This is a genomic window from Streptomyces sp. DG2A-72, from assembly GCF_030499575.1.
GTDB lineage: Bacteria > Actinomycetota > Actinomycetes > Streptomycetales > Streptomycetaceae > Streptomyces.
On the sequence record NZ_JASTLC010000001.1, the window covers coordinates 4,369,670 to 4,395,911 of the forward strand.

19 protein-coding genes are annotated in these 26,242 nt (G+C 71.5%); 10 read left to right on the forward strand and 9 right to left on the reverse strand.

The features are described from left to right. The first annotated feature begins 218 nt into the window (after nt 1-218). Nucleotides 219-5,288 carry a hypothetical protein gene (locus QQY66_RS20605; protein WP_301981809.1) on the forward strand — a complete coding sequence of 1,690 codons (5,070 nt, stop codon included), beginning with the start codon at nt 219-221 and terminating at the stop codon, nt 5,286-5,288. Nucleotides 5,289-5,294: 6 nt separating this feature from the next. Here QQY66_RS20605 and QQY66_RS20610 read toward each other — a convergent pair whose 3' ends face one another. Continuing rightward, entirely contained in the window at nt 5,295-6,527 is a 1,233-nt protein-coding gene (locus tag QQY66_RS20610; RefSeq protein WP_301981811.1) for an amidohydrolase family protein, read from the reverse strand. Nucleotides 6,528-6,733: 206 nt separating this feature from the next. On the opposite strand from QQY66_RS20610, the gene QQY66_RS20615 reads away from it, so the two are divergent. The 3 genes from QQY66_RS20615 to QQY66_RS20625 all read left to right on the forward strand — a co-directional run bounded on the left by QQY66_RS20615 (nt 6,734) and on the right by QQY66_RS20625 (nt 11,196). Then, on the forward strand, nt 6,734-9,685 hold the full coding sequence (locus QQY66_RS20615) for a BTAD domain-containing putative transcriptional regulator (protein ID WP_301981812.1): 2,952 nt from the start codon (nt 6,734-6,736) through the stop codon (nt 9,683-9,685). 194 nt (nt 9,686-9,879) lie between these two features. Beyond that, entirely contained in the window at nt 9,880-10,086 is a 207-nt protein-coding gene (locus tag QQY66_RS20620) for a hypothetical protein (protein ID WP_301981813.1), read from the forward strand. 177 nt (nt 10,087-10,263) lie between these two features. After that, nucleotides 10,264-11,196: a hypothetical protein gene (locus tag QQY66_RS20625; protein WP_301981814.1), complete on the forward strand. Its 933-nt coding sequence runs from the start codon at nt 10,264-10,266 to the stop codon at nt 11,194-11,196. A 1,183-nt stretch (nt 11,197-12,379) separates the two neighbouring features. Here QQY66_RS20625 and QQY66_RS20630 read toward each other — a convergent pair. Together QQY66_RS20630 and QQY66_RS20635 are read right to left on the reverse strand one after the other, a co-directional pair. Next, nucleotides 12,380-12,718 carry an XRE family transcriptional regulator gene (locus QQY66_RS20630; RefSeq protein ID WP_301981815.1) on the reverse strand — a complete coding sequence of 113 codons (339 nt, stop codon included), beginning with the start codon at nt 12,716-12,718 and terminating at the stop codon, nt 12,380-12,382. Further along, the gene (locus tag QQY66_RS20635) at nt 12,715-13,092 is read right to left on the reverse strand and encodes a type II toxin-antitoxin system RelE/ParE family toxin (RefSeq protein ID WP_301981816.1); all 378 of its coding nucleotides are present in this window, start codon (nt 13,090-13,092) and stop codon (nt 12,715-12,717) included. Before QQY66_RS20635 ends, QQY66_RS20630 begins: the two co-directional genes overlap by 4 nt. Before the next feature lie 192 nt (nt 13,093-13,284). On the opposite strand from QQY66_RS20635, the gene QQY66_RS20640 reads away from it, so the two are divergent. After that, on the forward strand, nt 13,285-14,661 hold the full coding sequence (locus QQY66_RS20640) for an O-antigen ligase (protein ID WP_301981817.1): 1,377 nt from the start codon (nt 13,285-13,287) through the stop codon (nt 14,659-14,661). Nucleotides 14,662-14,704: 43 nt separating this feature from the next. Here QQY66_RS20640 and QQY66_RS20645 read toward each other — a convergent pair whose 3' ends face one another. Then, complete coding sequence (locus QQY66_RS20645) at nt 14,705-16,267, reverse strand: FadD3 family acyl-CoA ligase (protein ID WP_301981818.1); 1,563 nt, start codon at nt 16,265-16,267, stop codon at nt 14,705-14,707. A gap of 108 nt (nt 16,268-16,375) precedes the next feature. On the opposite strand from QQY66_RS20645, the gene QQY66_RS20650 reads away from it, so the two are divergent. From QQY66_RS20650 to QQY66_RS20660, 3 genes are read left to right on the forward strand one after another with little or no spacing between them, the layout of a single operon-like run. Continuing rightward, complete coding sequence (locus QQY66_RS20650; protein WP_301981820.1) at nt 16,376-17,524, forward strand: lipid-transfer protein; 1,149 nt, start codon at nt 16,376-16,378, stop codon at nt 17,522-17,524. Between the two features lie 12 nt (nt 17,525-17,536). Beyond that, the gene (locus tag QQY66_RS20655; protein ID WP_301981821.1) at nt 17,537-17,953 is read left to right on the forward strand and encodes a Zn-ribbon domain-containing OB-fold protein; all 417 of its coding nucleotides are present in this window, start codon (nt 17,537-17,539) and stop codon (nt 17,951-17,953) included. Continuing rightward, the gene (locus QQY66_RS20660) at nt 17,950-18,723 is read left to right on the forward strand and encodes an enoyl-CoA hydratase/isomerase family protein (protein ID WP_301981822.1); all 774 of its coding nucleotides are present in this window, start codon (nt 17,950-17,952) and stop codon (nt 18,721-18,723) included. Before QQY66_RS20655 ends, QQY66_RS20660 begins: the two co-directional genes overlap by 4 nt. A 188-nt stretch (nt 18,724-18,911) precedes the next feature. On the opposite strand, the gene QQY66_RS20665 is transcribed toward QQY66_RS20660, so the two are convergent. Together QQY66_RS20665 and QQY66_RS20670 are read right to left on the reverse strand one after the other, a co-directional pair. Then, entirely contained in the window at nt 18,912-21,272 is a 2,361-nt protein-coding gene (locus tag QQY66_RS20665) for a serine/threonine-protein kinase (protein ID WP_301981823.1), read from the reverse strand. Nucleotides 21,273-21,517: 245 nt separating this feature from the next. Then, nucleotides 21,518-22,261, reverse strand: coding sequence for a VOC family protein (locus QQY66_RS20670; protein ID WP_301981824.1), 744 nt, complete (start codon nt 22,259-22,261; stop codon nt 21,518-21,520). 134 nt (nt 22,262-22,395) lie between these two features. On the opposite strand from QQY66_RS20670, the gene QQY66_RS20675 reads away from it, so the two are divergent. Beyond that, the gene (locus QQY66_RS20675; RefSeq protein WP_301987432.1) at nt 22,396-23,031 is read left to right on the forward strand and encodes a TetR family transcriptional regulator; all 636 of its coding nucleotides are present in this window, start codon (nt 22,396-22,398) and stop codon (nt 23,029-23,031) included. A gap of 194 nt (nt 23,032-23,225) precedes the next feature. Here QQY66_RS20675 and QQY66_RS20680 read toward each other — a convergent pair whose 3' ends face one another. After that, nucleotides 23,226-23,678: an Lrp/AsnC family transcriptional regulator gene (locus QQY66_RS20680; RefSeq protein WP_301981825.1), complete on the reverse strand. Its 453-nt coding sequence runs from the start codon at nt 23,676-23,678 to the stop codon at nt 23,226-23,228. A gap of 82 nt (nt 23,679-23,760) precedes the next feature. Between QQY66_RS20680 and QQY66_RS20685 the strand changes: the two genes are divergently transcribed. After that, entirely contained in the window at nt 23,761-24,381 is a 621-nt protein-coding gene (locus tag QQY66_RS20685; protein ID WP_301981827.1) for a LysE family translocator, read from the forward strand. A gap of 33 nt (nt 24,382-24,414) precedes the next feature. On the opposite strand, the gene QQY66_RS20690 is transcribed toward QQY66_RS20685, so the two are convergent. Together QQY66_RS20690 and QQY66_RS20695 are read right to left on the reverse strand one after the other, a co-directional pair. Continuing rightward, nucleotides 24,415-24,897, reverse strand: a complete 483-nt coding sequence (locus tag QQY66_RS20690; RefSeq protein ID WP_301981828.1) for a nitroreductase family deazaflavin-dependent oxidoreductase — start codon at nt 24,895-24,897, stop codon at nt 24,415-24,417. Beyond that, nucleotides 24,897-26,237, reverse strand: coding sequence for an acyl-CoA dehydrogenase family protein (locus tag QQY66_RS20695; RefSeq protein WP_301981829.1), 1,341 nt, complete (start codon nt 26,235-26,237; stop codon nt 24,897-24,899). Before QQY66_RS20695 ends, QQY66_RS20690 begins: the two co-directional genes overlap by 1 nt. Between the last annotated feature and the right edge of the window lie 5 nt (nt 26,238-26,242).

Genomic DNA, 26,242 nt, shown 5'->3' on the forward strand with positions numbered 1-26,242 from the left:
CTGACGGGTCGTCACATGCATGATCGGAGCTGATGGCACGTCAGGCAAGGGGTCGGCGGAATGTCCCCGGCGGCTCGGGGAGTACGGGTGGTCGACGGCGAGTCCGAAATGGCCTCTGGATGTACTGGAGCTGGCGCACCGGTGCAGCACGAGCGGCAACTGTGCCAGGAGTCGGCGGAGTGATCTCGAACCGTCCCCGCGCTGGCTACGTTGAGGCTGTGCGGACTCAGCAGCAGCCGGGGAGCGGCAGAACCGGCGACTCCCAGCAGTCGTCCCAGGCGCCCCGCAACGCCAGGCCACCCGTCTCCGGCGCCGCTCCCCCCGCCCTGCTCGGACTCCAGCGGTCCGCGGGCAACGCGGCCACCTCGCGGGCGGTGCAACGCGCGCGCAACGGGAGTGCCCGGCCGGCATTGCCGGTTGTCCCGGAAGAAGAGTTCGAGCTGCCGTCGTACCTGATGAACCTCCAGGCGGGCGGTCTCTCCTCGACGTACGGACTGACGGGGCACGAGTTCGTGCGGCACGCGGTGTCCGCGGTCGTCGGGCACGCGGACGGGACGGTCGCCGACATCGCGGGCGAACTGACCGGACGGCCGGAGAGCTTCTTCGGGCAGGGCCGTGCCTTCGCCGTCGAGGGCCGTACGGGCAAGGAGTGGTGGAACATCACCGTCGCCATCTCCCGGGCCCCCGACGACAGGCCGCCCGTCTTCCTGCAGAACGACCTGGCCGACGCCGCGCCGGAGACCGACGGTGTGCCGAGGGCGCGGCTGGCGGACCCGGTGGGCAAGGACACCAAGCTCGACGTCCACCACAACACGGCCGCCACCGTCAGCTCCCAGGGCGGCGGGAACTCCAGCCACGGCGCCGGAGGCCTCGCCTTCGGGCTCGCGCCCGTCGTGCCCGGTCTGTGGCTGGGCGGTGCCGGCATGGTCAACGCGCAGCCCTGGCAGTCCTCCCGGGAGTCCCGCCACCAGCGGAACGTGGCCGAGCCGCGCGTGCTGCGGAGCAAGGACGGCACGGTCGAGGTGCGGCGCAGGGTGCGTTTCGAGGTACGGGCCAAGCTGCACGGCAGCACCGAGGACGCACAGACGTACCAGGACTCCGGCGCGCTCAGCCAGCGCGTGCCGACCGAGCATCTGGTCCCCGTCGGCATCGCGGCACCCGCCCCGCCGCGGCCCGTGAGCGCGGACGCCGCCCGGAACGTCTCGCTCGCCGACTCGCTGGCCCCGGTCGCGGTGGCCGACACCGCCGCCCCGCACGAGGGTGGCGGCGGGCTCTTCGACGCCGTCGCCTCCGTACTGCACCCCTCGCTCACCGCACCCGGTGCGCCGGGCCGGAGCCGGCTGTACCAGGCGACCTCCACGGCGACCGTCCTGGAGGACATGCCGCGGCTGCTGCGGGACGGCGTGGTCGGCGAGGATCTGCACTCCAAGGACGACAAGACGGCGGGCAGTTACCACCTGCGTGCCGCGATCACCGGCCTCTCCCCGGCCTGGGGCACCGGCGAGACCCAGCTGCGCACCCACCAGCAGAGCCAGACGTCGGTCACGGAGAGCGCGGGCAAGGGGCGGTCCGTCGCGGGCGGTGTGGGCCCGGCGATCGGCGTCGGTGCGGTCGCGGGCGCGGCGATCGTACGAGGCACCGCGATGCCGGTCGCCGCCGCCCGCAAGGCGCGCTTCACCACGACCGAGCAGAGCGTCGCCAGCCGGCAGGGCGCGGAGATCCGGGGCGAGAAGGCGCTCTACGTCGGGACGGTGGTCTTCACCGTGGAGGGGACGGGCCCGCGGTCGGCCGAGGCGATCCTGCACCCCGAGACCCGGGTCGCCCGGCACTCGATGAACGTGTGGATCAGTCTGCGGGCCGACGAGGCGGCGTCCTTCGGGCTGCCGCTGCCGCCCGGCATGACCGCCGAGGACTTCGTCAAGAAGCCGAAGCGGGTCGACGAGAACGGCGAGGAGCAGGAGGTCGAGCGCCATCTTCCCTACGACGGGAAGGGAGCCGGCGTCGCGCTGAGCCGGGTCGACACCGGGCCCATGGTGCGGGCGGTGCGCGAGATGTTCGCCACCGATCCCCGGCTGGCCGGTTACCTCCCCGCCTTCGGCACCGCCGCGCCGGCCGGCCACGTCAGCAACGAGGAGGACGAGGGCCGGCGGCACTACTACCGCGAGCTGATGACCGCGCTGTCGGAGACCAACCTCCGGGTGAACAAGGACCAGTTGCTGTCCACCGGCATCCGGGTGCGGCTGCGCCGCAAGACGACCATGCACTCCCACGACGTGCAGCTCCTCGTCATGGGCAGGCTGAGCGACACCGCCTACGAGGGCGACATCAAGGACTGGTCGGTGCGCAGCCACGCGGGCGTCACCGGCAACGCCCAGAGCGGGCGCAGCAGCCAGCGGTCGATCGGCGGTCTGGTGCTCGGCCAGGCCCGGATCGTCCCCGGCGTCCTGACCGGCTCGGCCCGCTACGAGCGGCACAGCACCGGCGCCCACCGCAACCAGGCCGGCACGACCGGCCGTACGGACGTCGTGGCCAACGGTTCCGACACGGCCGGCGTCTTCCGGGCCGCCCTGCAGCTCGACGTGGAGGCCACGATGACCTCCCGGCCCCGCAAGCTCGCCCGCGGCCTCACCCCCGGCAGGCCGGGCCGGGACGTGCCGGAGGCCGAGACGGTGACGTACATGAACATGGGCAGCCAGAACGTACGGCTGACCACGCCGACGGAGTTCACGGTGGACCAGGAGGGGAAGGACCGGCTGGACGCGGTGGTCGGGGGCCGCGGGGAACCGGCGCCCGCCACCGCCGACGTCGCCGCCGAGGGCATCGGCGACCTGGCCACGCTCGTGCCGCAGCCGGCCACCGGGTCCCTGGTGCGGGACTGGCAACTGGTGGAGACCGTCGAGGCGGCCCCCGTCCGGGAGCTCGCCTTCGCGCTGCTGTCCAAGGCCGCCGCCCGCAACAAGACCATGCGCGAGGACCCGGCGCTGGCGACGGAGGGACTTGCGCCACGGCAGGCGATCGAGGAGCGGTTCGGTGAACGGGCGGTCCAGGCGGCGCTGCGGCAGGCCGCGTCCTCCGGCTGGGTCGTGAAGAACCTCCGCTATCCGCGCCGCCTCGCTGCCCTCAAGGGCGCGGTCGGCACCCGGCTCGCGCTGGCCAACCCGAGGTTCGTGCACAAGGGCGCGGGCCCTGGCACCGAGACCTTCGTGCTCGGCGGCCACCAGTCCGCGGGGCAGGTCGGCGAGGGCACCACCAGCACCTGGCAGTTCGGCGTCATGGGCTCGGAGCAGGGCAGCTTCTGGCGGGCCGGTCAGGGCCTGACGGGGACCCGTACGTCGAGCGAGGGCGACGCCCGGTCCCAGGCCGTGTCCGGCACGGTCGAGCGCAACGCCCACACCCCGAAGAAGGCCCCGCTCTACCTGGTCCAGTGCGATGTGCTGGTCGACATGATCGCGGAGGTCAAGGTCACCGGCGGCGGCCCCTACGTGGCGAAGGGCGCCCAGACGCTGCCCGCCGCGGCGGGCGTGTGGCTGACGGAGGCGCAGCTGCCGGCGGAGATCCGGCGGGAGCTGGGGCTGGACGCCCCCGCCCCGGCCCCGGCGTCCCCCGCCGCGCGGGAAGAGAGCCGGGCGGAGAGTTCCCTGATGGGCGCCGACCGGGTCGCGGCGGGCACAACAGCAGGTGCCTCCTCGTCCGCGCCGCCCGCCGGCACCGGCCCCTCGTTGCGCCGCGAACTGCCGCTGGGGTTCGGCATGATCGAGGATCTTCCGGACTTCGTACCGCTGCTGGGCCGGCTGCGGGCGCGTCTCGTCGCGAACCGGCGGCAGGATCTCGCCGACGACCTGCTGCCGCGCCGGCAGCTTGACGACCGCAACGACAACGTGCAGCGGCTGCTGCGCGTCCTGGACCGCGACGGCTCCGCGGGGCTGCTGTCCAGTGCGATGGACGGCGGGGTCACCGTCGAGCTGTTCGACGGCCGCAAGACGCCGTACTGGGCCGTGTTCAAGGTCGACCGGGTCGGCGACGGCACGTTCCTGGGCGAGGCGGGCGACAAGCGGGACATGGAGTACATCACCTCGGCCGTCGCCCAGCAGGCCGACTCCCGCGACGAGGGCGTGGTGACCGGCGTCGAGGGCATCGTCGCGGGAGCGGGCAAACCGGAGGCCGGGGCCGGGCAGTTGAAGAGCACCGGCGGTGCGGGGGGCCTCGGTCTCGCGTCCGGCACCTCGCGGCGCAGCGGTGCCGTGAGCCGGGGCCAGCTCGGCATGAAGACGGTCGCGGAGGCGGGTGCGGCGCCGTCGTCGAAGATGCGGGTGCCGGTCCGGGCGAGCCTGGAACTGTACCGGGGCAACTCCCGGGTGGGGCTGGCCCTGCTGGACAATCTGGCGCTGACCCATCGCGTCCTGAACGCGGACCTCGAAGCCCTCTCCCATGTGGAGCTTCCGGCTCAGGACGTGGCGCTCGTCGCCCGGGGCAGCTCGCGCGACGACGGCTCGGTCGGCCTGGACGTCTGGCGTGCGGGCGGTGTGCGGTTGCCGCTGGAGGCGCAGGTCAACGGCTTCCAAGGGGCCCCGCAGGTCCGGCAGTTGGTGACGGCGGCGGTCCGGCAGGCGGGCGGCGGCGACCGGTTCCGCGACAAGGGGCAGGCCGCCGCGTACGCCCTGAACGAGGCGGTCTCCACGGAGTGGATGATCTCCGCGCTGCCGCTGCTCACCTCCGCCGGCGTCGACCTGCCGCCGGTGCACGCCTCCGGCGCCGAGGGCCAGAATCTGAACGCCTCGCTGCACGCACGGCTGCGCAACGGCCTGGTGCTCGGCGTCGGCGACAAGATGTCCTTCGAGACGATCGGCCAGAGCGATCTGGACGCGCCCCGCCCCACCCAGGCGGACGGCCAGAGCTCCACCGACCACAGCAGGGCGGCCCGCCCGATGTTCGGCGCGGGCGTGCTCAACGCCGACCAGTTCCGCCTCAACCAGCTGATGGGCAACACGGGCGGCTCCGGCGGCGCGACCGACGCCACGGCGAACTCCTCCGGCTCGATGCCGGTGCACAAGCCGAAGACGAAGTCCGTCCTGGTCCAGTTCACGCTGGACGTCAGGGTGGTGGCTCAGGTGACCAACCGGGTCCGCAACGGCCGCACGAGTACGGCCGTACGGGAGACCACCCTGGCCCGTCCGGTGGTGGTCCGCATGCCGGAACCCGTGGTCCGCCGGATGCTGGCCACCCAGGGCAACCAGCTCTCCGTACGTCGCACGCCCAGGGTGTCGCCGCCGGCGCCGACCCGCCCGTGAACCGGCTCAGGGGCCGGCCCACAGCCCGTCGTCCGTGAGCCCCAGCAGCTCGATCGCATTACGCCGTACGATCCGCTCGACGACGTCCGCCTCCAGGTGCCCCATCTGCGTCTCGCCGACCTTGCGCGACTCGGGCCAGGTGGAGTCGGAGTGGGGGTAGTCGGTCTCGTAGAGCACATTGCCGACCCCGATGGCGTCGAGGTTGCGCAGCCCGAAGGCGTCGTCGAAGAAGCAGCCGTAGACATGCTCGGCGAACAGCTCGGACGGCGGCCGGTGCACCTTGTCCGCGACCCCGCCCCACCCCCGGTTCTCCTCCCAGACGATGTCGGCGCGTTCGAGGATGTACGGGATCCAGCCGATCTGCCCTTCCGCGTACATGACCTTCAGCCCCGGGAAACGCTCGAACTTGCCGCTCATCAGCCAGTCCACCATCGAGAAGCAGCAGTTGGCGAAGGTGATGGTGGAGCCGACGGCGGGCGGGGCGTCGGCGGAGGTGGAGGGCATACGGCTGCTGGAGCCGATGTGCATGGCGACGACGGTGCCGGTCTCGGCGCAGGCGGCGAGGAAGGGGTCCCAGTCGTCGGTGTGGACGGAGGGCAGGCCGAGGTGCGGGGGTATCTCGGAGAAGGCGACGGCACGGACGCCACGCGCGGCGTTGCGCCGTACTTCCGCCGCCGCCAGCTCGGCGTCCCAGAGGGGAATGAGGATGAGCGGTATGAGCCGGCCCTGGGCCTCGGGCCCGCACCACTCCTCCACCATCCAGTCGTTGTAGGCCTGGATGCAGAGGAGGCCGAGTTCGTGGTCGCTCGCCTCCGTGAAGGTCTGCCCGCAGAAGCGGGGGAAGGTGGGGAAGCAGAGGGCGGACTGGACGTGGTTGACGTCCATGTCGGCGAGGCGGGCGGGGACGTCGTACGAGCCGACGCGCATCTGCTCGTACGTGATGACTTCGAGCTTGATCTCGTCCCTGCTGTAGCCGACCGCCGTGTCCAGGCGGGTGAGAGGCCGATGCAGATCCTCGTAGATCCACCAGTCGCCGATCGGTCCGTCGTCGCTGCCGGGGGTGCCCATGACGGGCTTGAAGCGGCCGCCGAGGAAGGACATCTCCTTCAGTGGTGCGCGGACTATGCGCGGTCCGATGTCCAGGTACTTCTTCGGAAGCCGGTTCCGCCACACGTCCGCGGGCTCCACGGTGTGGTCGTCGACGGAGATGATCTTCGGAAATGCCGGTGTGGTCTCCATGACGCTCACGGTAGCGCCGATCTGACGACCCGTCAGCTATGCGGTGGCGGGTCGATGGCGGTCGGGTCTGTGCGGAAGTGTGCGGAGAGGGTGTGTGGGCTTTGTAGTATCCCGCGCGCCCATCTGTGATCGTGGCCCCCACAGCTGACGCGCCCGGCATGAACAAGGCAAACTGACCTAGTTGTCGCATTGTCTAGGGGGACTGCATGGACGGAGTACCGCGGGTGCCTCAGCAGCGGAGTCCAGGCTCCTCCGAGGAGCAGGCGGCGCTGCGCTTCAGCGTGCTCGGACCGGTGCGCGCCTGGCGCGGCGAGGAGCCGCTGACCACCGGTTCCCCCCAGCAACGCGCCCTGCTCGCCGCCCTCCTGCTCCGCGAGGGCCGCACCGCAACCGCCGCGGAACTGATCGACGCCCTCTGGGGCGAGGAACCCCCGTCCCAGGCCCTGGCGGCGCTGCGCACCTACGCCTCCCGCCTGCGCAAGGTGCTGACCCCCGGCGTCCTGGTCAGCGAGTCCGGCGGCTACGCGATCCGGGGCCTGCCCGACGGCTCCCTGGACCTCACGACGGCCCAGGACCTGGCGACCGAGGCGGAGAAGGCACGCAACGCCGGGGACCTGTGCCATGCGCGGGAGGTGCTGGGCCGGGCGCTGTCGCTGTGGGACGGAGAGGTGCTGGCGGGCGTGCCGGGCCCGTACGCGGAGGCGCAGCGGGTGAGGTTGGAGGAATGGCGCCTTCAACTCCTGGAATCCCGCCTGGACATGGACCTGGAACAGGGCTGCCACGCGGAGACCGTTTCGGAACTGACCGCCCTGACGGCGGCGCATCCCCTGCGGGAGCGTCTGCGTGAGCTGCTGATGCTGGCCCTGTACCGCTCGGGCCGCCAGGCGGAGGCCCTCGCCGTGTACGCCGACACGCGCCGCCTGCTCGCCGACGAACTGGGCGTGGACCCGCGCCCGGGCCTGCGCGAACTCCAGCAGCGCATCCTTCAGGCGGACCCCGGCCTGGCGGAACCGTCGGCACCGGTGGCCGAACCCCCGGCCGTGCCGGTGCGTCCGGCCCAACTCCCCGCAACCGTCCCCGACTTCACCGGAAGGGCCTCCTTCGTCTCCGAGCTGAGCGAGGTCCTGGCCTCGGCGGAGGGCCGCGTGATGGCGGTCTCGGCCCTGTCCGGAATCGGCGGCGTCGGCAAGACGACCCTCGCGGTGCACGTGGCCCACCAGGCACGGGCGGCCTTCCCGGACGGCCAGCTGTACGTGGACCTCCAGGGCGCTGGCACCCGGGCGGCGGAGCCGGAGACGGTACTGGGCTCATTCCTCCGCGCGTTGGGCTCCGCGGACTCGGCGATCCCGGACTCCCTGGAGGAACGCTCGGCGCTGTACCGGTCCGTCCTGGACGGCCGGCGCGTGCTGGTCCTGCTGGACAACGCACGGGACGCGGCACAGGTACGTCCCCTGCTGCCCGGGACGGAGGGCTGCGCGGCCCTCGTGACATCCCGGGTACGGATGGTGGACCTGGCGGGCGCCCACCTGGTCGACCTGGACGTGATGTCCCCCGACGAGGCGTTGCTGCTCTTCACGAAGATCGTGGGCGAGGAACGCGTCGCGTCCGAGCGGGAGGCCGCGCTGGACGTGGTGGCGGCATGCGGCTTCCTGCCACTGGCGATCAGAATCGCGGCGTCGCGACTGGCGGCCCGGCGCACCTGGACGGTCTCGGTACTGGCGGCGAAGCTCGGGGACGAACGCCGCCGCCTCGACGAGCTCCAGGCCGGCGACCTGGCGGTGAAGGCGACCTTCGAGCTGGGCTACGGGGCACTGGAACCGCCCCAGGCACGGGCGTTCCGGCTCCTGGGCCTGGCCGACGGCCCCGACATCTCGCTGGCGGCGGCTGCGGCGGTACTGGACCTCCCCGTGGAAGACACCGAGGACCTCCTGGAGGCCCTTGTCGACACCTCGCTGCTGGAATCGGCGGCGCCCGGCCGGTACCGGTACCACGACCTCGTACGACTCTACGCGCGTGCTTGCGCGGAACGGGACGAGTGGCCACCGAGCGAGCGGGACGCGGCGATGTCCCGGTTGCTGGACTTCTACCTGGCCACCGCGGCGGGGGTTTATGCGATGGAGCGGCCTGGGGATCGGCTGGTGGATCACCTTGAGGCCACGAACTACCCGGGACTGCGCTTCGAGGGCCGGCACGAGGCGCAGGACTGGTTGTACTCCGAAGCGCATGCCTTGCTCGCGTTCACCCAGCAGTGCACCGGGACGGCCGTGCTTCGGCGGGCGGTGGATCTGTTGTGGGCGGCGAAGGATCTCGCCGAGTCGGGCGCCAACTCCAAGCAGTACGAGACTGTCGCCGTCACGCTGCGAGGTGCCGCCGATCGGGCCGGCGATCCACAGGCTCTGAGCCGGGCGCTCACGACGCTCACCAATGTCCATCTCGTGGCCGGACGCTTCAGTGAGGCGGACGAAGAGGCACGACGTGCCATGGAGCTGGCCCACATCGTGGACGACCTGGCACCCAGGTGCTGGGCAGCCAACGACCGCGGCATCATCGCGCTCTATCAGAACCGTTACGCCGATGGCGAGGCGTATCTCCGGCAGGCCATCGACAGCTTCCGCCAGGACGAGAACCTCGCCGGAGAGGCCAGCGCACTCTGCAACCTCTCGCGTATCCACCTTGCCCTGGGCCGGGTCGGCAGCGCGGTGGAACTCGCGCAGCAAGGCATCGCCATATACGACCGCCTGGGCCACACGCTGCGCGGCGCCAACGGCCGCTACGCCTTGGGGATGGCCCTGACCGGCCAGGGCGGACTGAGCGCGGCGGTCGATCGGCTCACCGAGGCCTTGGAGGTGTTTCGCGACAGCAGGCAGCGGCTCTGGGAGGGGATGACGCTCTTCCGAATGGCGGAAGCGCATCTCGCGGCGCGCAAGCCCGCCGAGGCCGCGGCTCGTGCGGAGCAGGCACAAGCCGTCCTGCGCGGCATCGGTGGTGAATGGCGACGGGGCAACATACTGACCGTTCTTGGCCGCGCGCTGAGCGACCTGAACCAGACCGGCCGGGCGCGGGCCTGCTGGCAAGAGGCCCTCTCCATCTTCGACTCGCTGGACTCGCCGGAGGCCGCCGAGGTGCGGCTCCTGCTCACCCCGGCGGCGGCCGCCTGAGCTCCGGCAGAGCGTTCATCGTTCGTTTATCGCGCCACGGCAGTCTGTGCGTTGTCGATCCGTCGCGTCGGGGGGCAGACGGGTCAGCGGTGATCACCACCGCTAGGGTGTACGACCCTGACATGCCCGTCCGGCGGCCCGCGGGGGAGTTGCCGGACGGGCATCGCCCATCAAAGAACGGGAGTTGCCAGTCCATGAGCGATGCCAAGAAGGACACCGTGGTCAAGCCGCTCGACAACCACGCCACGGATGTCACGACGCAGGACAACCACGCGACCGACGAAGAGATCACCACGCTCGACAACCACGCCACGGGCGGCACCGTGAGGCCGCTCGACAACCACGCGACGGGCGGCACCGTGAGGCCGCTCGACAACCACGCCACGGGCGAAAAGGCCTGAACAGACCCAACTCCACACGGGGATCGGCCGCGGCGGCGCGGAGGGGAGCCGCCGCGGCCGATGTGCGCACGGGACATGATTCCGATCAGTCCATGGCGGTGCGGGCGGACGCACGCGGTCATCCAGCGGTTATCCACAGGGCCCCCGAAATGCCGGGCACCCTGCGATCTTGGGGGTGTGAAACGGAGGGAACTGCGGGAGCTGGCCGAGGGCGGTGTGCTGCTCACCTCCCGTGCGCTTGAGGCCGGTTGGCCTCGGCGGAGTCTCACGCGGCATCTCCGGGGCGAAGGGTGGGTCCGGTTGCAGACCGGCGCCTGGGCGGAGCCGGGCGCGGCCCGGAACCTCGTCACACAGCTCCGGGCGGTGCAGCTCCTCAGGCCGCAGCTCGTCGTCAGTCACTGCTCCGCGGCCGTCCTCTGGCGGATCGAGACGCTCACCCATCCCTCTCCGGCTCCCTTGGAGTTCACCGACACCGAACTCATTCATCGCCGGAGAGACAAGGGCGTACGCGTTCACCGCATCCCCCTCACGGGCGATGAGGTGGCGGAGCGGAACGGCCTGCGCTTCACGACCGTCAACCGCACCCTCGCCGACCTGCTGCGCTCGGGGCCGCGGGACGAGGCCCTCGTCGCCGTGGAGTCGGCGCTTTCCCGGCGTAGGGTCGGCCGGGTACGGAGGGCTCCCCTCACCTCGCTCACGACGCTCACCGCCACGCTGGACACGCCGCTCCAGGGCGCAGCCAGGGCTCGCGGCTGGCTCGATCTGGCCGACCCGCGTTCCGGATCACCCGCGGAGACCATCACCCGCCTGCGCATGTACGACGCCGGCCTGTACCCCGAGAGCCAGGCCGAACTCCTGACCCCGGACGGGCGCCAGGTCTTCCTCGACTTCTTCTTCCGCCGCGAAGGACTGGCCGTCGAGATCGAGGGCTACGCCTACCACGGCACCCGCGACTCCCACCGCCGCGACATGGCCCGCTTCAACCGCATCCTCCAGTGCCCGGAGGTACGCAGCTTGCTGCGCTACAGCGCCGAGGACGTCTTTCACCGCCCCGCACAGATAGTGCAGGAGATCGGGGGCGCCCTGCGGAGGCCTGTCGGGGCTGCCTGACCTCCCGGTCCGTTTCAAGTGGCCGTAGGGGCCGCCCGCTTCTTGGCCAGTGTCGTGCTTCCGCGACCCGAGTAAAGGGCGCTCCGCTGCGCTACGCGTCGGCTACGCCGATTCCGCTTCGCTCCACCCTTGACTCGGCTCACTCCAGCACGGGTGAGAAGCGAGCAAGCGGCCCGGAGGGATGGGTGGCCGACGCCTGTTTGCGGCGAGATGGGCTGGGATGCGGACCGGGGTGAGCGGGCGCAATCGCGCCTCGCCAGCACGCCGAGTGGGTTTGGCGGCTTGCGGTGCGTGGGGGGGTGGGGTGCGCGTCGGCGGGGTGGGGGCACGCCGGGCGGGCTAAGCGGCTTGCGGCGGGTGGGCGGGGCGCGTCAGCCGGGTGGCGGCACGCCGGATGGGGTTCAGCGACTTGCGGCCGGTGGGCGGGGCGCGGTTGGGTCTCGTTCGCACGCCGGGTCGGTTGGCGACTTGCGGTGAGTGGGCGGCCGGGGGGAGGCCGGTGGTCCGGGCGGAGGGCGGAGGGCGGCAGGTTGAGGGGGCTGGGGGTTGCCCGGAGCCGGGGAGTGGGTCCGGGAGCTGCAATTGGAGAATTTGGGCCATCCGGGAACGGGATTGCCCTGTACCGGTCGGCTTGGGTGGGCTCGGTTGTGGCCCACTTCTTCCAATTGCCTGCTGGGGCCTGACTGGTGAGGTGGCTGTGACATGTGAGGTGCCGCCAACCAAGCGACTCGCTGCACCCACCCCACGGTCAGTCGCTGAGCCCACCCGGCGTGCCACCACTCGGCTGAGGCGCCCCGCGCCACCCACTCACCGTCAGCCGCCAAGCCGGCCCGGCGTGCCGCCACCCCGCCGACGCGCCCCACCCACCGGCCGCACGCCGCTGAGCCCACCCGGCGTGCAGGCGAGACGCGACCGCGCCCGCCAACCCCGGCCAGCCACTCCACCCACGCAAGCCGCCCCCACCTGGGCCACCCGTCCTTCCGGGCCGCTCGCTCGCTTCTCACCCGTGCTGGAGCGAGCCGAGTCAAGGGTGGCCCAGAGGGCCATCGGCGCAGCCGACGCGACCGAAGGGAGCGCCCTTTACTCGGCTCGCGGAAGCACGACACTGGCCAAGAAGCGGGCGGCCCCGACGGTCACTCCACCGCGCCGGTTGACTCAACGCCGCCGCGACCGGCACCGCCGCTCAGGCGACCGTGTACTGCGTGTCCCCGAAGTCCGCGACCACCCGGAGTTCTCCGCCCAGTGCCCGTACGTAGGAGCGCAAGGTGGCTACCTCGGTGCGGTCGATCTCGCCATGCTCGATCGCTGAGATCCGGGGAGTGGAGACGCCCATCGAGTCCGCGATCTCACGCTGGGTGAGGTCCTGCTCGCGACGGAGTTCCGCCAGTTTGTAGGCGCGGATCTCGGCGAACAGGCGGTCCATGTCGGCCCGCTTCTCCTCAGCGGTCCGCACCGGCAGCCCGGCTGCCCTCCGCTGCTCATCGGCCCGACGCTTGACTTCCTCCCAGCTGACGGTGCTCATTCGTACTCCCTCGTGTCCAACTCGGCGATGTGGTCGCGGTAGCGCTTGTCTGCGATCGGGATGCTGGTGTCGTACCAGCCGCTCCAGTTCCCGGCCTTGTCACCCGCGACCAGTAGAACGGCCCGTCGTACCGGGTCGAAGGCGAACAGGATCCGGATCTCACTCTTTCCGGACGAGCCGGGCCTCAGTTCCTTCAGATGATGCTGCTCTGCGCCATGGATCCGGTCGACAAGCGGTCGTCCGAGCGCGGGGCCGAAGACGGCCAGCGCGTCAACGGCATCCTCTACCTGATCTGCGCTGTCGGTTTCGGTTGCCACCAACTTCTCGAACCACGCCGCTACCTCCGCGACCAGAATCACTTCCCATTGAGCCATACAGGCGAAATTAATGCAAGCATTAACCTGCGGAGCGGAATCACCGACTGGTCACCCTCAAGGGTGACACTCCATGCCAAAAGCGCGGCCCAGGGAAGAAGCGAGCACTCCAACCACCATCCCCACACCCGCTCCACCCCGTTCGCCCCATCGACACCCCCCGTACTCCCCCCACCGCCACGCTCGGGTGTCATGGCATACGACCGGACGACGGCAACGCCAGGCCAGGGGCTGCCGGGGGCCTTTCAGAAGTTCGTGCAGTTCGTGCCGCTCGGTGTGGTGGCCACCATCCTGGTCGACGCGGCGACGGACTTCTTCCCCGACGATCCGCTCGTCGGGATCGTGACACCGCTGCGACTGCTTGTCGTCGTCGGGTTCGTCGCCCTGCTGCTGCCCGGTCCGGCGCGGGCCCGAATACGGGACTTCCGTACCCGGCTCGACATCCCGATCGGCGTGCTGGTGCTGGCCGCGACCGCGTCCACCTTCCACGGCGGGCACCCCACCGCCCCGCTCCGCGGCCTGATCACGGTGCTCGCCTGCTACTACCTCGTCGTCGGAGTGCGCCGCACACAGCCGGAGTCGTGGCGGGCGATCGGGCTGCTGGCGCTGGTCGGCGTGGGGGCCGCCGCGACCGCCGCCTTCTCGCAGTTCACGAATGACACACCGACCGGCTTCTGCCGTACCGGGCTGCTCACGGACATCTCGTGCGACGACACCAGCGGCGACGTCCTGATCCGGGCGATCGGCACCTTCGCCAACCCCAACCTGCTCTCCGCCTTCCTCGTCCTGCTCGTGCCGTTCGTGCTGCTCGCCGCCGTCTGTGTCGACGAGCGCACCGCCCGTACCGCCGTGGTCCTCGTCGGTGTGGTCGGATACGCGGCGCTGCTGACCACCTTCTCCCGCGCGGGCTACGTCGCCGGCACCGCCGGCCTGCTCGTCCTCGCCGGTGCCTACTGGCTCGCCCCCCGGCTCGCCGACCGCGCGCAGCGCCGGATCGTCGCCACGCTCGGGGCACTGGGGCTCGCCGCCGCCGCTGCCGCGATCTGGGCCGTGTCACAGGCCGGGAACTCCCTCGGCGTCCGCGGCCAGGCCTGGGATGCCGCGCTCACGCTCGCCAAGGAGAACCCCCTCGGCGTCGGCCTCGGCCGCTCCGGCGCCGTCATCTCCGCGACCGCCCCCGGCGACCGTGTCTTCGTGCACGCGCACAACATGTGGCTGAACTGGCTCGTCGAGACGGGCGCCCTCGGTCTGCTGGCGATGCTCGCCGTGACCGTCGTCGCCTGGCTGCACGCGGCCCGTATCGCCCGTGCGAAGTCGGTCCTCGGCACCGTCGGGCTGGCCTCGCTGACCGGGTTCTTCCTGATCAGCATGATGGATCACCCGGCCAACCTGGACCGGATCGACATCCTGTTCTGGGTCGTCCTCGCCGTCGTCATGGCCGAGACGCCGGACCGGGCGAGCAGCACCACGGCCGGCACCTCCGCCAACCGGCGCCGTCACGGTGCGCAGCCGCAGTCCTCACTGCCACGACAGCCCCAGCAGCATCAAGAACCGCTCCCCTCACCCTGAAAACCCTGATCACCCTGAAAACCTGATCACTCTGATCGCCCTGTCACCCCGACCGCAGCTCCCCCTTCACCACCTTCCCGCTCGCATTCCTCGGCAGCTCCCCCACGAACTCCACCACCCGCGGCACCTTGTAGTTCGCCATCTCCCGTCGCGCCCACGCGATCAGGTCGTCGCCGGTGACCACCGCCCCCGGCCGCCGCACCACGTACGCCTTTCCGACCTCTCCGAGTCGCGCGTCCGGTACGCCGATCACCGCGACGTCCGCCACATCGGGATGCAGGCCGAGGAGTTGCTCTATCTCCGCCGGGTACGCGTTGAAGCCGCCGACGATGAACATGTCCTTGATGCGGTCCGTGATGCGCAGGTTGCCCTCGTCGTCCAGCACGCCCACATCGCCCGTCCGCAGCCACCCGTCCGACCCCAGCACCTCCGCCGTGGCCGCCTCGTCCTCGTAGTAGCCGCGCATCACGTTGAAGCCGCGGACCAGGACCTCGCCGGGCTCGCCGACCGGTGCCTCGACGCGCACCTCCGTGCCCGGGATCGCCCGGCCCGAGGTCGACGCGATCACCGGCAGCGGGTCTCCCCGCCGGCACATCGTCACGATGCCGCTCGCCTCCGACAGGCCGTACGCCGTGAGCACCGTCTCCACGCCCAACTCGCCCCGCAGCCGCTCCACCAGGCGCAACGGCACCACCGCGGCGCCCGTCACGACCAGACGCAGCGCGGACAGGTCGTGCGCGTCCCTCGCGGGGTGGTCCAGCAGCGACTGGTGCAGGGTTGGTGGCCCCGGCAGTACGGACACTCGTTCCGCCGCTATGTTCGCCAGGGCCGTGTCGACGTTGAACACCGGCTGCGGGATCATCGTCGCGCCGCGCATCAGGCACGCGATCACGCCCGCCTTGTAACCGAAGGTGTGGAAGAAGGGGTTCACGATGAGGTAGCGGTCGCCGCGCCTCAACCCCGCGAGATCGCTCCAGACTTCGTACGCCCGCAGCGTCTGCGCATGCGTGATCACCGCGCCCTTGGGCCGGCCCGTCGTACCGGACGTGAAGACGATGTCCGACGGCCAGGAACCGTCCACCGCCGCCGACCGTGCTCGCACTTCGGACGGCTCCGCTCCCTCGCCGCCGGCCAGGAAGTCCTTCCAGGTGCGGAAGTCGGCGGGGGCGTCGTCCGACAGCACGACCACCTGCTCCAGCTCCGGCAGCCCCGGCCCCTCCGCGACCGCCCGCCGCAGTGACGCCACATACGACGTCCCCAGGAACGTCCCCGTCACGAACAGCAGCCGCGCCCCGCTCCTGCGCAGCACATCCGCCGCCTCCACGCCCTTGAAGCGGGTGTTGACGGGGACCAGCACCGCCCCGGCCGACACCGCGCCGAGCGCCGCCACGATCCAGTCGAGGGAGTTCGGGGCCCAGATCGCGACCCGGTCGCCGGGCTCGATCCCGTTCGCCATGCAGGCCGCCGCCGACCGTTCGACGCGGGCGCCCAGTTCGGCGTACGAGATCCGGGTGCGGCCCTCCAGCACCGCCTCGTCGTCCGCGTACCGCTCGGCGGCGGACCGGACGAGTCCCGGAATGCTGCCCCACTCCAAGTCACCGCGCACAACAGCCTCCCGAACCGAACCGAAGCAAAACCAATAGCTGACTGTCCGTCAGATTAGCTGTAGCCTGACGCCCTGTCAGCAGCCCTTCAGCAGCGTGGAGGTGTGCACATGGCCGGACTCAAGGACGCCACCGCCATCGTCGGCATCGGACAGACCCCCTTCGCCAAGCACCTCCCCGACGACGAGCGGACCCTCGCCTGCCGTGCCGTTCTCGCCGCTCTCGACGACGCCGGTGTCGCGCCCGGCGAGGTCGACGCCCTCGCCTCGTACACGATGGAGGAGACGGACGAGGTGGAGCTGGCGAAGGCCGTCGGGCTCGGCGACCTCACCTACTTCAGCAAGGTCGGATACGGCGGCGGCGGTTCCTGTGCCACCGTCGCCCATCTCGCCGCCGCCATCGCGACCGGGCAGGCGACCGTGGGCGTGGCCTGGCGGTCACGCAAGCGCGGGTCCGGCACCCGCCCCTGGACCAACACCGCCGTACAACTGCCGACCCCCGCCCAGTGGACCCGCCCCTTCGGCCTGCTGCGGCCCGCCGACGAGATAGCCATGCTCACCCGCCGCTACATGCACGAGTACGGCGCGACCCGCGACCACCTCTTCAACGTCGCCCTCGCCTGCCGCAACCGGGCCAACCAGAACCCCGCCGCGATCATGTACGACCGCCCCCTCACCCGCGAGATGTACATGACGTCCCGCTGGATCAGCGAGCCCCTCTGCCTCTTCGACAACTGCCTTGAAACGGATGGGGCGTTGGCGTGCGTGATCGTCAGCAGGGAGCGCGCCCGCGACTGCCGGCACACCCCCGCCTACGTCCACTCCGCCGCGCAGGGCCTGCCCGCCCAGCACCACGGCATGGTCAACTACTGGAACGACGACCCGCTCACCGGCCCTGCCTGGACCGCCGCCCGGCACCTGTGGAAACACGCCGACTTCACGCCCCAGGACGTCGACGTCGCCCAGATCTACGACGCGTTCACGCCCCTCATCCCGCTCTCCCTGGAGGGGTACGGCTTCTGCGGGCGCGGCGAGGGCGGGGCGTTCACCGAGGGCGGTGCGCTGGAGATCGGCGGGCGGCTGCCGCTGAACACCGGGGGCGGCGGGCTCTCCGAGGCGTACGTGCACGGCTTCAACCTCATCAACGAGGGCGTGAAGCAGTTGCGCGGGACGAGTACCGCCCAGGTGCCGGGGGCCGCCACCTGCCTGGTCACGGCGGGCGAAGGGGTTCCGACGTCCGCATTGCTCCTACGGACATGAGGAGTTGAGCCGATGCTCACCCCGGTCACCGACACCGACGGCGCCCCCTTCTGGCGCTACGCCGCACAGGGGGAACTGCGCATCCAGGCCTGCGCCGACTGCGGCGAACTCCGCTTCCCGCCCCGCCCCTGCTGCCCCTGCTGCCAGTCCTTCGCGAGCGAATGGCGGCAGGTCGGCGGAGACGGGCGCATCTGGTCGTACGTCGTCCCCCACCCGCCCCTGCTGCCCGACTACGCGGCGCAGGCGCCGTACAACGTCATCGTCGTCGAACTCGCCGACGCACCCCGGATACGCCTCGTGGGGAACCTGGTCACTGAGGCCGGGGCGCCGCTCGACTCCCTCTCCCCCGCCCGGATCCGCATCGGCGCCAGGGTGCAGGTCGTGTTCACCGACACCGGCCTTCCGCAGTGGATCCTGGAGCGCCCATGAGCCTCGACCTCACGACCGACAAGGACACCGGCGTCGCGGTCGTCACCCTCAACCGCCCGGACCGTCTCAACGCGATCGACCTGACTATGACGGCCCAACTGCACGATGTCTGGCGGGAGTTGCGGTTCGACGACTCCGTACGGGCCGTCGTCCTCACCGGGGCCGGGGAGCGGGCGTTCTGTACGGGGATCGACCGGGACTCCGTCGTGCCGCAGCCGAAGTCGCCGTACATGACGGACGATCCGCTCCGGCGCGTCGGGCCGAAGGCGAACGACCTGTGGAAACCGGTGATCGCCGCTGTGCGGGGCATGGCCTGCGGCGGCGCCTTCTACCTCCTCGGCGAGTCCGACTTCCTGATCGCCGACCCGACCGCCACCTTCTTCGACCCGCACACCACCTACGGGATGGTCAGCGCGTACGAGTCGGTGCTGATGGCCCAGCGGATGCCGTACGGCGAGGCCGCGCGGATGGCGTTGATGGGGACGGCGGAACGGATCTCGGCCCAGCGTGCCTACGACATCGGGCTCGTCTCCGAACTCACAGAGCCCGGCGGGGCGTTGGCGGCGGCGACCGAGTGCGCGACGGTGATCGCCGGGTATCCGACGGAGGCGGTTCAGGGGACGGTACGGGCGCTGTGGTCGGCGCGGGAAGGAGAGGTCGGGCGAGGCTTCGCACAGGCCCCGCACCTGGTGGCCCTCGGCAACCTGCCGGGTGAGCGGCAGGCGGAGCTGTTCGCCGGGCGGCGGGGCGGGACGTTCCGGCTGCGCTGAGCCGACGCCGCATGGCGGTGCCCGCCCACCGGGCGTAGCGTCTGCCATGACGGCCGCCGTCCGGAACGACCCTTCCGTGCGCCCGTACGACGGCCGTCGCCCCGACAGGGGCGCGGGGCTGTATCAATGTGCGGCTCCGCCGCGTGGGCGCGACCAGCCACAGCGAACCCGCGGCCGGCAACGAACCGCTACGCAGTACGAGCCGTCCCCGTCCCCTTCTCCGCGTCCAGCGCGTACACGCACCGATCCTTACTGCACGCGTACACAACGCCGTCCCGCACCACCGGCGACCCAGTGATCTCCCCACCCGTCGCCAGCTTCCACCTCAACCGCCCGTCATCGGCCTTGAGCGTGTACAGCAGGTGGTCCGTGGACCCGAAATGGATCCGGCCCTCCGCCACGGACGGGGAACCGACGATGTCTCCGCCCGCCTGGAACCGCCACTTCGGCGTACCAGTGACCGCGTCAAGGGTGTAGAGCCCCTTGCCGCTGCCCACATGGACATGCCCCGCGGCCACCAGCACCGGCTCGACGGACGCGCGGGACTCCGTCGCGATGCGCCAGCGGTCGCGGCCGTCCGTGGCGTCGAGGGCGTACACCGTGCCGAGGTAGTCGGCGAGGTAGACCCCGCCGCCGGTGACGGCCGGGCCGGGGACGAAGGTCGGCGGGCAGAGGAAGGCCGCCGGGGCCTCGAAGTGCCAGCGGACATGGCCGGAGGTCACGTCGACGGCGAGGACGCGCGTCCCGGCGGAGACGTACACGAATCCGTCGTGGGCCTGCGCCACCCGTACCGGAACGCCGCCGCAGGAGGCCGCGTCGCCGATCGGGTACGACCAGCGCTCGTCGCCGGTGCGGGCGTCCAGGGCACGCAGCCGGGCGTCCTGCCAGACGAACACCGTGCCGTCGTACAGCGCGGGCCCGGCCTCAGGCGACTCGAAGTCGGTCTGGGCGCCGGTGATCTCCCACAGTTTCTGCCCGTTCGAGGCCTCCCATGCCTGGACGCCGCCGCCGCGCGTCCCGGTGATGACGGTTCCGCGGTCGGCCTTGAGCGCGTACACCCAGGCGTCGGTGGACAGGCGCCACAGGTCCGCGCCCTCCCGGGCGTCGAGGGCATACAGGGTGGGCCCGTCGGAGGCGTGGATACGGCCGTCCGCGACCGCCATCGACCACGCGACGTCTCTCGTCTTGAAGCGGCGGCGGCCGGTGGCCACGTCGAGGGCGTGTACCTCGAAGGAGGTGACGTAGACGAGGTCGTCGGAGACGGAGGGGGTGCCCCAGACGTCGTTCGACATACGGAAGCGCCAGGGGCGCCAGCCGGCCGCGGTCTCGGGGGGTGCGGGCGGCGGTGCGGGTACGGCAGGGCCTACGGCAGGCTCTGTGCCGTTGACGCCGGGGCGGGGACGGGACCAGGAGGCGACCAGGCCGGCCTCTGGAGGAGGTGCCTTCACGGCGGCGGCGCGGGCGTCGGCGACGCGCGGGCCGGGTCCGATCGGCACCGCGCCGCCGGCCAGCCGTACGGGGCCGGTGTCGGGGGCGCCGACGGGGGCGGGCACAGGCGCCGGGACGACCGGGTCGTGCGAGGGCGGGGGCGGATGCGGCACGGCGGCACGACCGCCGCTGCGGCCGGAACCCGGCGTGGACTTGCTCGGCGGGCGTCCGTTGCGGCGCGCCTCGATCAGGCTCACCGCCCGCTCGGGCAGCCAGGCCGACGCCGTACCGCTGTCGTCGGAGCCGGAGCCGAAGAGGTGGGGGGCCAGCTGGGCCTGGAGGTCGGCCGGGTTGGGGCGGGCGGTGGCCTCCATCTGCATACAGGACTCGATGAGGGGGCGCAGTTCCTCCGGGAGGCCCTCCAGGTCCGGGCCCTCGCGCAGCAGCATGAAGACGGTCTCGACCGGGTTGGCGCCATGGAAGGGGGCGTGGCCGGTGGCGGCGAAGACGAGCATCGAGCCCAGCGAGAACACGTCGCTCGCGCCGGTCACGCTCCGCGAGTCCTTGGCCTGCTCCGGCGACATGTAGGCGGGCGTCCCCACGGCGACGTTGGTCATCGTCAGACGTGTGTTGGAGACGCCGGAGGCGATGCCGAAGTCGATGACGCGAGGGCCGTCCTCGACCACGAGGACGTTCGACGGCTTGAGGTCACGGTGGACCAGACCGGCGCCGTGGATGGACTGCAGCGCCTCCGCCACACCTGCCGCGAGCCAGCGGACCGCCTGGGCCGGGAGGGGCCCGCACTCGTTCACTATTTCCTCGAGCGAGGGCGCGGGCACATACGCGGTGGCCAGCCAGGGCACGGCCGCCCGCGGATCGGCGTCGACCACGGCCGCCGTATAGAAACCGGAGACCGCCCGTGCCGCCTCGACCTCACGCGTGAAGCGGACCCGGAAGAGCTGGTCCTCTGCCAGCTCCGTCCGGACCGTCTTGATCGCCACGCGCCGGCCCGAAGCCGAGCGCGCGAGATAGACCAGCCCCATGCCGCCGGCACCCAGCCGTCCCAGCACCTCGAACGGCCCGATCCGCCGCGGATCGTGCTGCGTCAGCTGATCCACCACTTGCCTGCCACCTCCCCGTACGAGCCGCGTCATTCCACATATGTACGCGACCCCGTGCAGCGTCTCACCACCGCACCGCCTTGGCGGCACGCACCCTGATTCTTCCTGTCCCGGGCACTGGTTGCGAACCCGGGGGCGGATCGGGGTGTCTTGGGACAAAAACACAGTGCCCTGGGACAGAAACACAGGTCCCGCTCCGCGCAAAGGCCCCTTTCGCATGCTGGACGCTGCATCTCAGCGAGGGATCAGCGTTGCAGCAGCGCGAAGGAAGCCCCTTGATTGTCCGTGACAACGGCCACCCTGCCGTATGACGCGTCGAATGGGGGTGCCTGTACGCGTCCGCCGAGCCGCCGCACCGTTTCGAGTACGGCGTCGCAGTCGTCGGCACCGAAATGGACGAGGAGGTGGGGCGGCATCTCGGGCGGGAAGACGTCGGAGACGGGCGCGCGGCCGAAGTCGGGCTCGGCGTCCGGCCCGAACAGGGCGTCGGTGAACAGACCGCCGTAGAAGTTGTCCGCTCCCTCCGTGTCCCGCGTGTACAGCTCGGTCCAGGCGAAGGTGCCGGGCTCGTGCCGCCTGCCGAAACCCCGGTGCGAGCCCGCCTGCCAGAGGCCGAAGACGGCGCCCTCCGGGTCGGCGACCAGCGCGGCCCTGCCCAGGTCGCCGACCGGCAGGGGCGCGGTGACGATCTGGCCGCCGGCCATCTGGACCCGCACGGCCAGCGCCTCCGCGTCCGGCGTCGCGAAGTACACCGTCCACACGGTGGGCATACGGCCGTCCGCCTTGCGCGCGAGCGCGGCGACGGGGGCGCCGTCGCGAAGGGCCCAGACGGAGCCGCCGTACGCCGCCGGCTGGTCTTCGAAGGTCCACCCGAAAAGTTCGCCGTAGAACCGCTTGCCCGCTGCCACGTCCGGCAGCTGGGCCTCCACCCAGCACGCGACGCCCTCGCCGTATGCCTCTTCGCCCGCGGATGCCCTGTTTTCGGCCATGCCGTCAACGTAACGGGCCCGGCCGCACCGCGCAGACCAGGCACACCACCCGCTCCACCCCCGTGCACCCCATTTGCAGTCGGCCGAATCGCGCTCCGATCACCCCTCGGTAAGCTGACGGCATGACAGGACAAGTGCGTACCGTCGACGGCCGCGTGGCCGGCCGGCGTGGGCAGGCGACCCGGCAGAAGCTGCTCGACTGCCTCAGCGAGATGCTCAGCTCCTCCCCGTACCGGGACGTCAAAGTCATCGATGTCGCCCGGAAAGCGGGCACTTCGCCCGCGACCTTCTATCAGTACTTCCCGGACGTCGAAGGCGCCGTCCTGGAGATCGCCGAGCAAATGGCCACCGAGGGCGGCCAGTTGACCGAGCTGCTCGAAGGCCGGTCATGGGTCGGCAAGGCCGGCTGGCAGACCGCGCAGGAACTCGTGGACGGTTTCCTGGAGTTCTGGCGCAAGAACGACGCGATCCTGCGCGTCGTCGACCTCGGTGCCGCCGAGGGAGACAAACGGTTCTACAAGATCCGCATGAAGATCCTCAACTCGGTGAACAACTCCCTGGTGGACGCGGTCGCCGAACTCCAGTCCAAGGGCAGGGTCGACAAGGACGTGAACCCGGCCGCGGTCGCCGGTTCACTGGTCGCGATGCTCGCGGCCGTCGCCTCGCACCAGAAGGGCTTCCAGACGTGGGGCGTCAAACAGGCTGAACTCAAGCCGAACCTGGCGCTGTTGGTCCACCTGGGCGTGACGGGGAAGAAGCCGACGAAGTAACGCTCGCTTCCTTTCTTCTCAGGTCCCAAGTCCTGTCTGACAGGCGGCGGCTCACTCGGTGGGCCGCCGCCTGTCGCGTCCGGCAGCAACGCGCCCCAAAAGGGGCGCGGGGCTGTGTCGATATGCGGCTCCGCCGCGTGGGCGCGACAAGCCCCCACCGGCCCGCAGACAAAAACCGCCCTTCAGCGGAGCGCTTACGCAGGGAGTGGCCGGCCCTTGACGACATGCTTCATCACCAGCGTGGACGTCAGCCGCTGCACCCCCGGCAGCGTCGCCAGCCGCTCGTCGTACAGCCGCTGGAAGGCCGCAAGGTCGGCGGTGGCGACGCGCAGCAGATAGTCGGGCTCACCGAACAGCCGCTGCGCCTCCAGTACGTGCTCCACCTCGCTCAGCGCCCGCTCGAACTCGGCGACCGTGTCCCGGTCCTCCTGCCGCATCGACACAAAGACCAGCGCCTCGAAGGTCAGCCCCACCGCCGCCGGATCGACGACGGCCCGGTACCCCTGGATCGCCCCGGCCCGCTCCAGCTCCCGCAGCCGCCGGTGGCACGGCGAGACACTCAGCCGCACCCGCCCGGCCAGCTCGGTCACGGTCAGCCGCCCGTCCTGCTGCAGCTCGGCAAGAATCTTCCGGTCGACGTCATCCATGAGGCAGATCTTCCCTCACATTCCGCGATCATGGGCAAACTTAGGGAACACTTTCGGGCCATTCCCGCCTAATGTCCCCACCATGGACTCCGGAACGCTGATTTCTTTCCTCGCCGTCGACCTGCTGCTGGTGTGCGTACCGGGCGCCGACTGGGCGTATGTGATCTCGGCGGGCCTGCGCGGCCGTACCCCCCTGCCGGCGGTGGCGGGCCTCGTCGCCGGCTACGCCCTGCACACCGCCCTGGCGACAGCCGGTCTTGCGGTGCTGGTGGCCGGGTCGCCGGGCCTGCTGGCCGCACTGACGGTGGCGGGAGCGGCGTACCTGGTGTGGCTGGGGTGGGGAGTGCTGCGGAATCCGGGGGTGCCGGGGTCGGATCAGGCGGTGGAGACGAGTCGCGGCCGCGTCTTTCTGCGCGGCGCCACGATCAGCGGGCTGAACCCCAAGGGGCTGCTGCTGTATCTGTCGGTGCTGCCGCAGTTCCTGGTGACGGGGGCCGGGCATCTGCCCGTGCCGGTGCAGACGGCCACGCTCGGCGTCCTGCACATGGCCTGCTGTGCGGCCGTCTATCTGACGGTGGGCCTCCTGGCGCGCGCGGTCCTCGGCGCCCGCCCGGCCGCCGCCCGCGCGGTCACCCGCACGTCGGGTGCGGCGATGCTGGGAATCGGCGCGTTCCTGCTGGTGCAGCGGCTGGGGACGCTCTAGGGATCATCGACGTACGAACCATCGCCGTACGAATCATCGCCGTACGATCCTGAACACCCGGATCTCCCGCTCCACCCGCGCCTGATACGCCGCATACGGCGGCCAGAACTCCAGCGCCGCCTTCCAGGCCGCCGCCCGCTCCTCCCCCTCCAGCAGCCGGGCCCGGACCGGAATGTCCCGTCCTTTCCAGCTGACCTCGGCGTCGGGACGGGCGAGGAGGTTGTGGGTCCAGGCGGGATGGCCGCGGCGCCCGAAGTTGGAGCCGACGAGGATCCAGCTGCGCCCGTCGTCCTCCGGCATACAGGCGAGCGGCGTACGGCGGGCGAGCCCGCTCTTCGCCCCCGTCGAGGTCAGGATCACCCCCGGCAGCATCTGGGCGCTCAGCAGCACCTTGCCTCGGGTGAGCCGGTGGACGGCGCGGTCCAGCGCGGGGACGACACGCGGGGCGGCCTTGGCGAAGCCCGGCGTGGACGACACCTTCTGCACGAACCGCACCCCGACATCCTTGACGCCCATCAGACCGTCACCTCCCCGCCCGCGAAGAGCCGCGCCACGTCGGCGGCATGCGCCCGCAGCCGGTGCACGGGCCCGAAGAGCAGTTCGTCGCCCGCAGCGCGCTTGAAGTACAGGTGAGCCTCGTGCTCCCAGGTGAAACCGATGCCGCCGTGCAGCTGGATCCCCTCGGCCGCCGCACCCCGCAAGGCCTCCAGCGCCTGCGCGAGAGCGAGCCCGCCCACCCTGAGCGGGCTCAGTGAAGTCCCGTGCGGTACCGCGCCCCGCAAGGGGCGCGGGGCTGTGTACATATGCGGCTCCGCCGCGGGGCGCGACCAGCCCCCACCGGCCCGCGCCCGCGGCGGAGCCGCATGTCGATACAGCATCACCGCGCTTCCAGCGGAGCGCCACGCGGCGTAGTACGCGGCCGAGCGGGCGGCCTGGAGCTGGACGTACACATCGGCCAGCCGGTGCTTCACCGCCTGGAACGACCCGATCGGCCGCCCGAACTGCTCCCGCTGCCCCACGTACTCCACGGTCCGCTCCAGCACCCGGTCGGCGGCCCCGACGGCCTCGCAGGCGAGCACGGCGGCGGTGTGGTCGCCGACGCGGGTGAGGGCCCCCAGGACATCGCCGCCCTCGTTCCCCAGCAACTCGGCGTCGACGTCCCGCAGTTGGAGGCGGGCCTGCGGACGGGTCGCGTCGAGTGCGGTCAGCCGGGTGCGGACGAGCCGTGCCGCATCCCCGGCTACGAGGAAGAGCAGCGTGCGCGAGCGGGCGAAGCCTCCGGCGTGGGCGGCGACGATCAGCAGCTGCGCGCTGTGCCCGTCGAGGACCTGGTCGACCTGCCCGTACAGCCGCCAGCCCCCGTCTTCCGTGCGCCGCGCCTGGACGCCGCCCGCGCGTCCCCCTCCGGCCCAGTCGCCGCCGTTGCCGCCGCCGCTTTCGCCGGTCAGCCCGAGCGCGGTGGCGAGCGCGGCGCCGGGCACGCCGAGGGCCGTGGTGAGCGAGCCGGCGGCGAGGCGGGGCAGCAGTTCGGCGCGCTGGGCGTCGGTGCCGAGGGCGAGCAGCAGGGGCGCACCGAGGACGGTGGTCGCGAGCAGCGGTGAGGGGGCGAGGGCCCGGCCCGTCTCCTCTGCCGCGAGGGCGAGTTCGGTGACCGAGCAGCCGACACCGCCGTAGGTCTCGGGAAGGGCGAGCCCGGGCAGGCCGAGTTGCTCGGCGAGGGCTGTCCAGAGTGCGGGATCGTGGCCGGCCGGCTGATCGACGGCGGCGCGCAGCTCCTCCGGTCCGCACCGCTTGTGGAGCAGTTCGCGCAGGGTGCGGCGGATCTCGTCCTGCTCGGTGGTGAAGCTGGCGTCCATGGCTC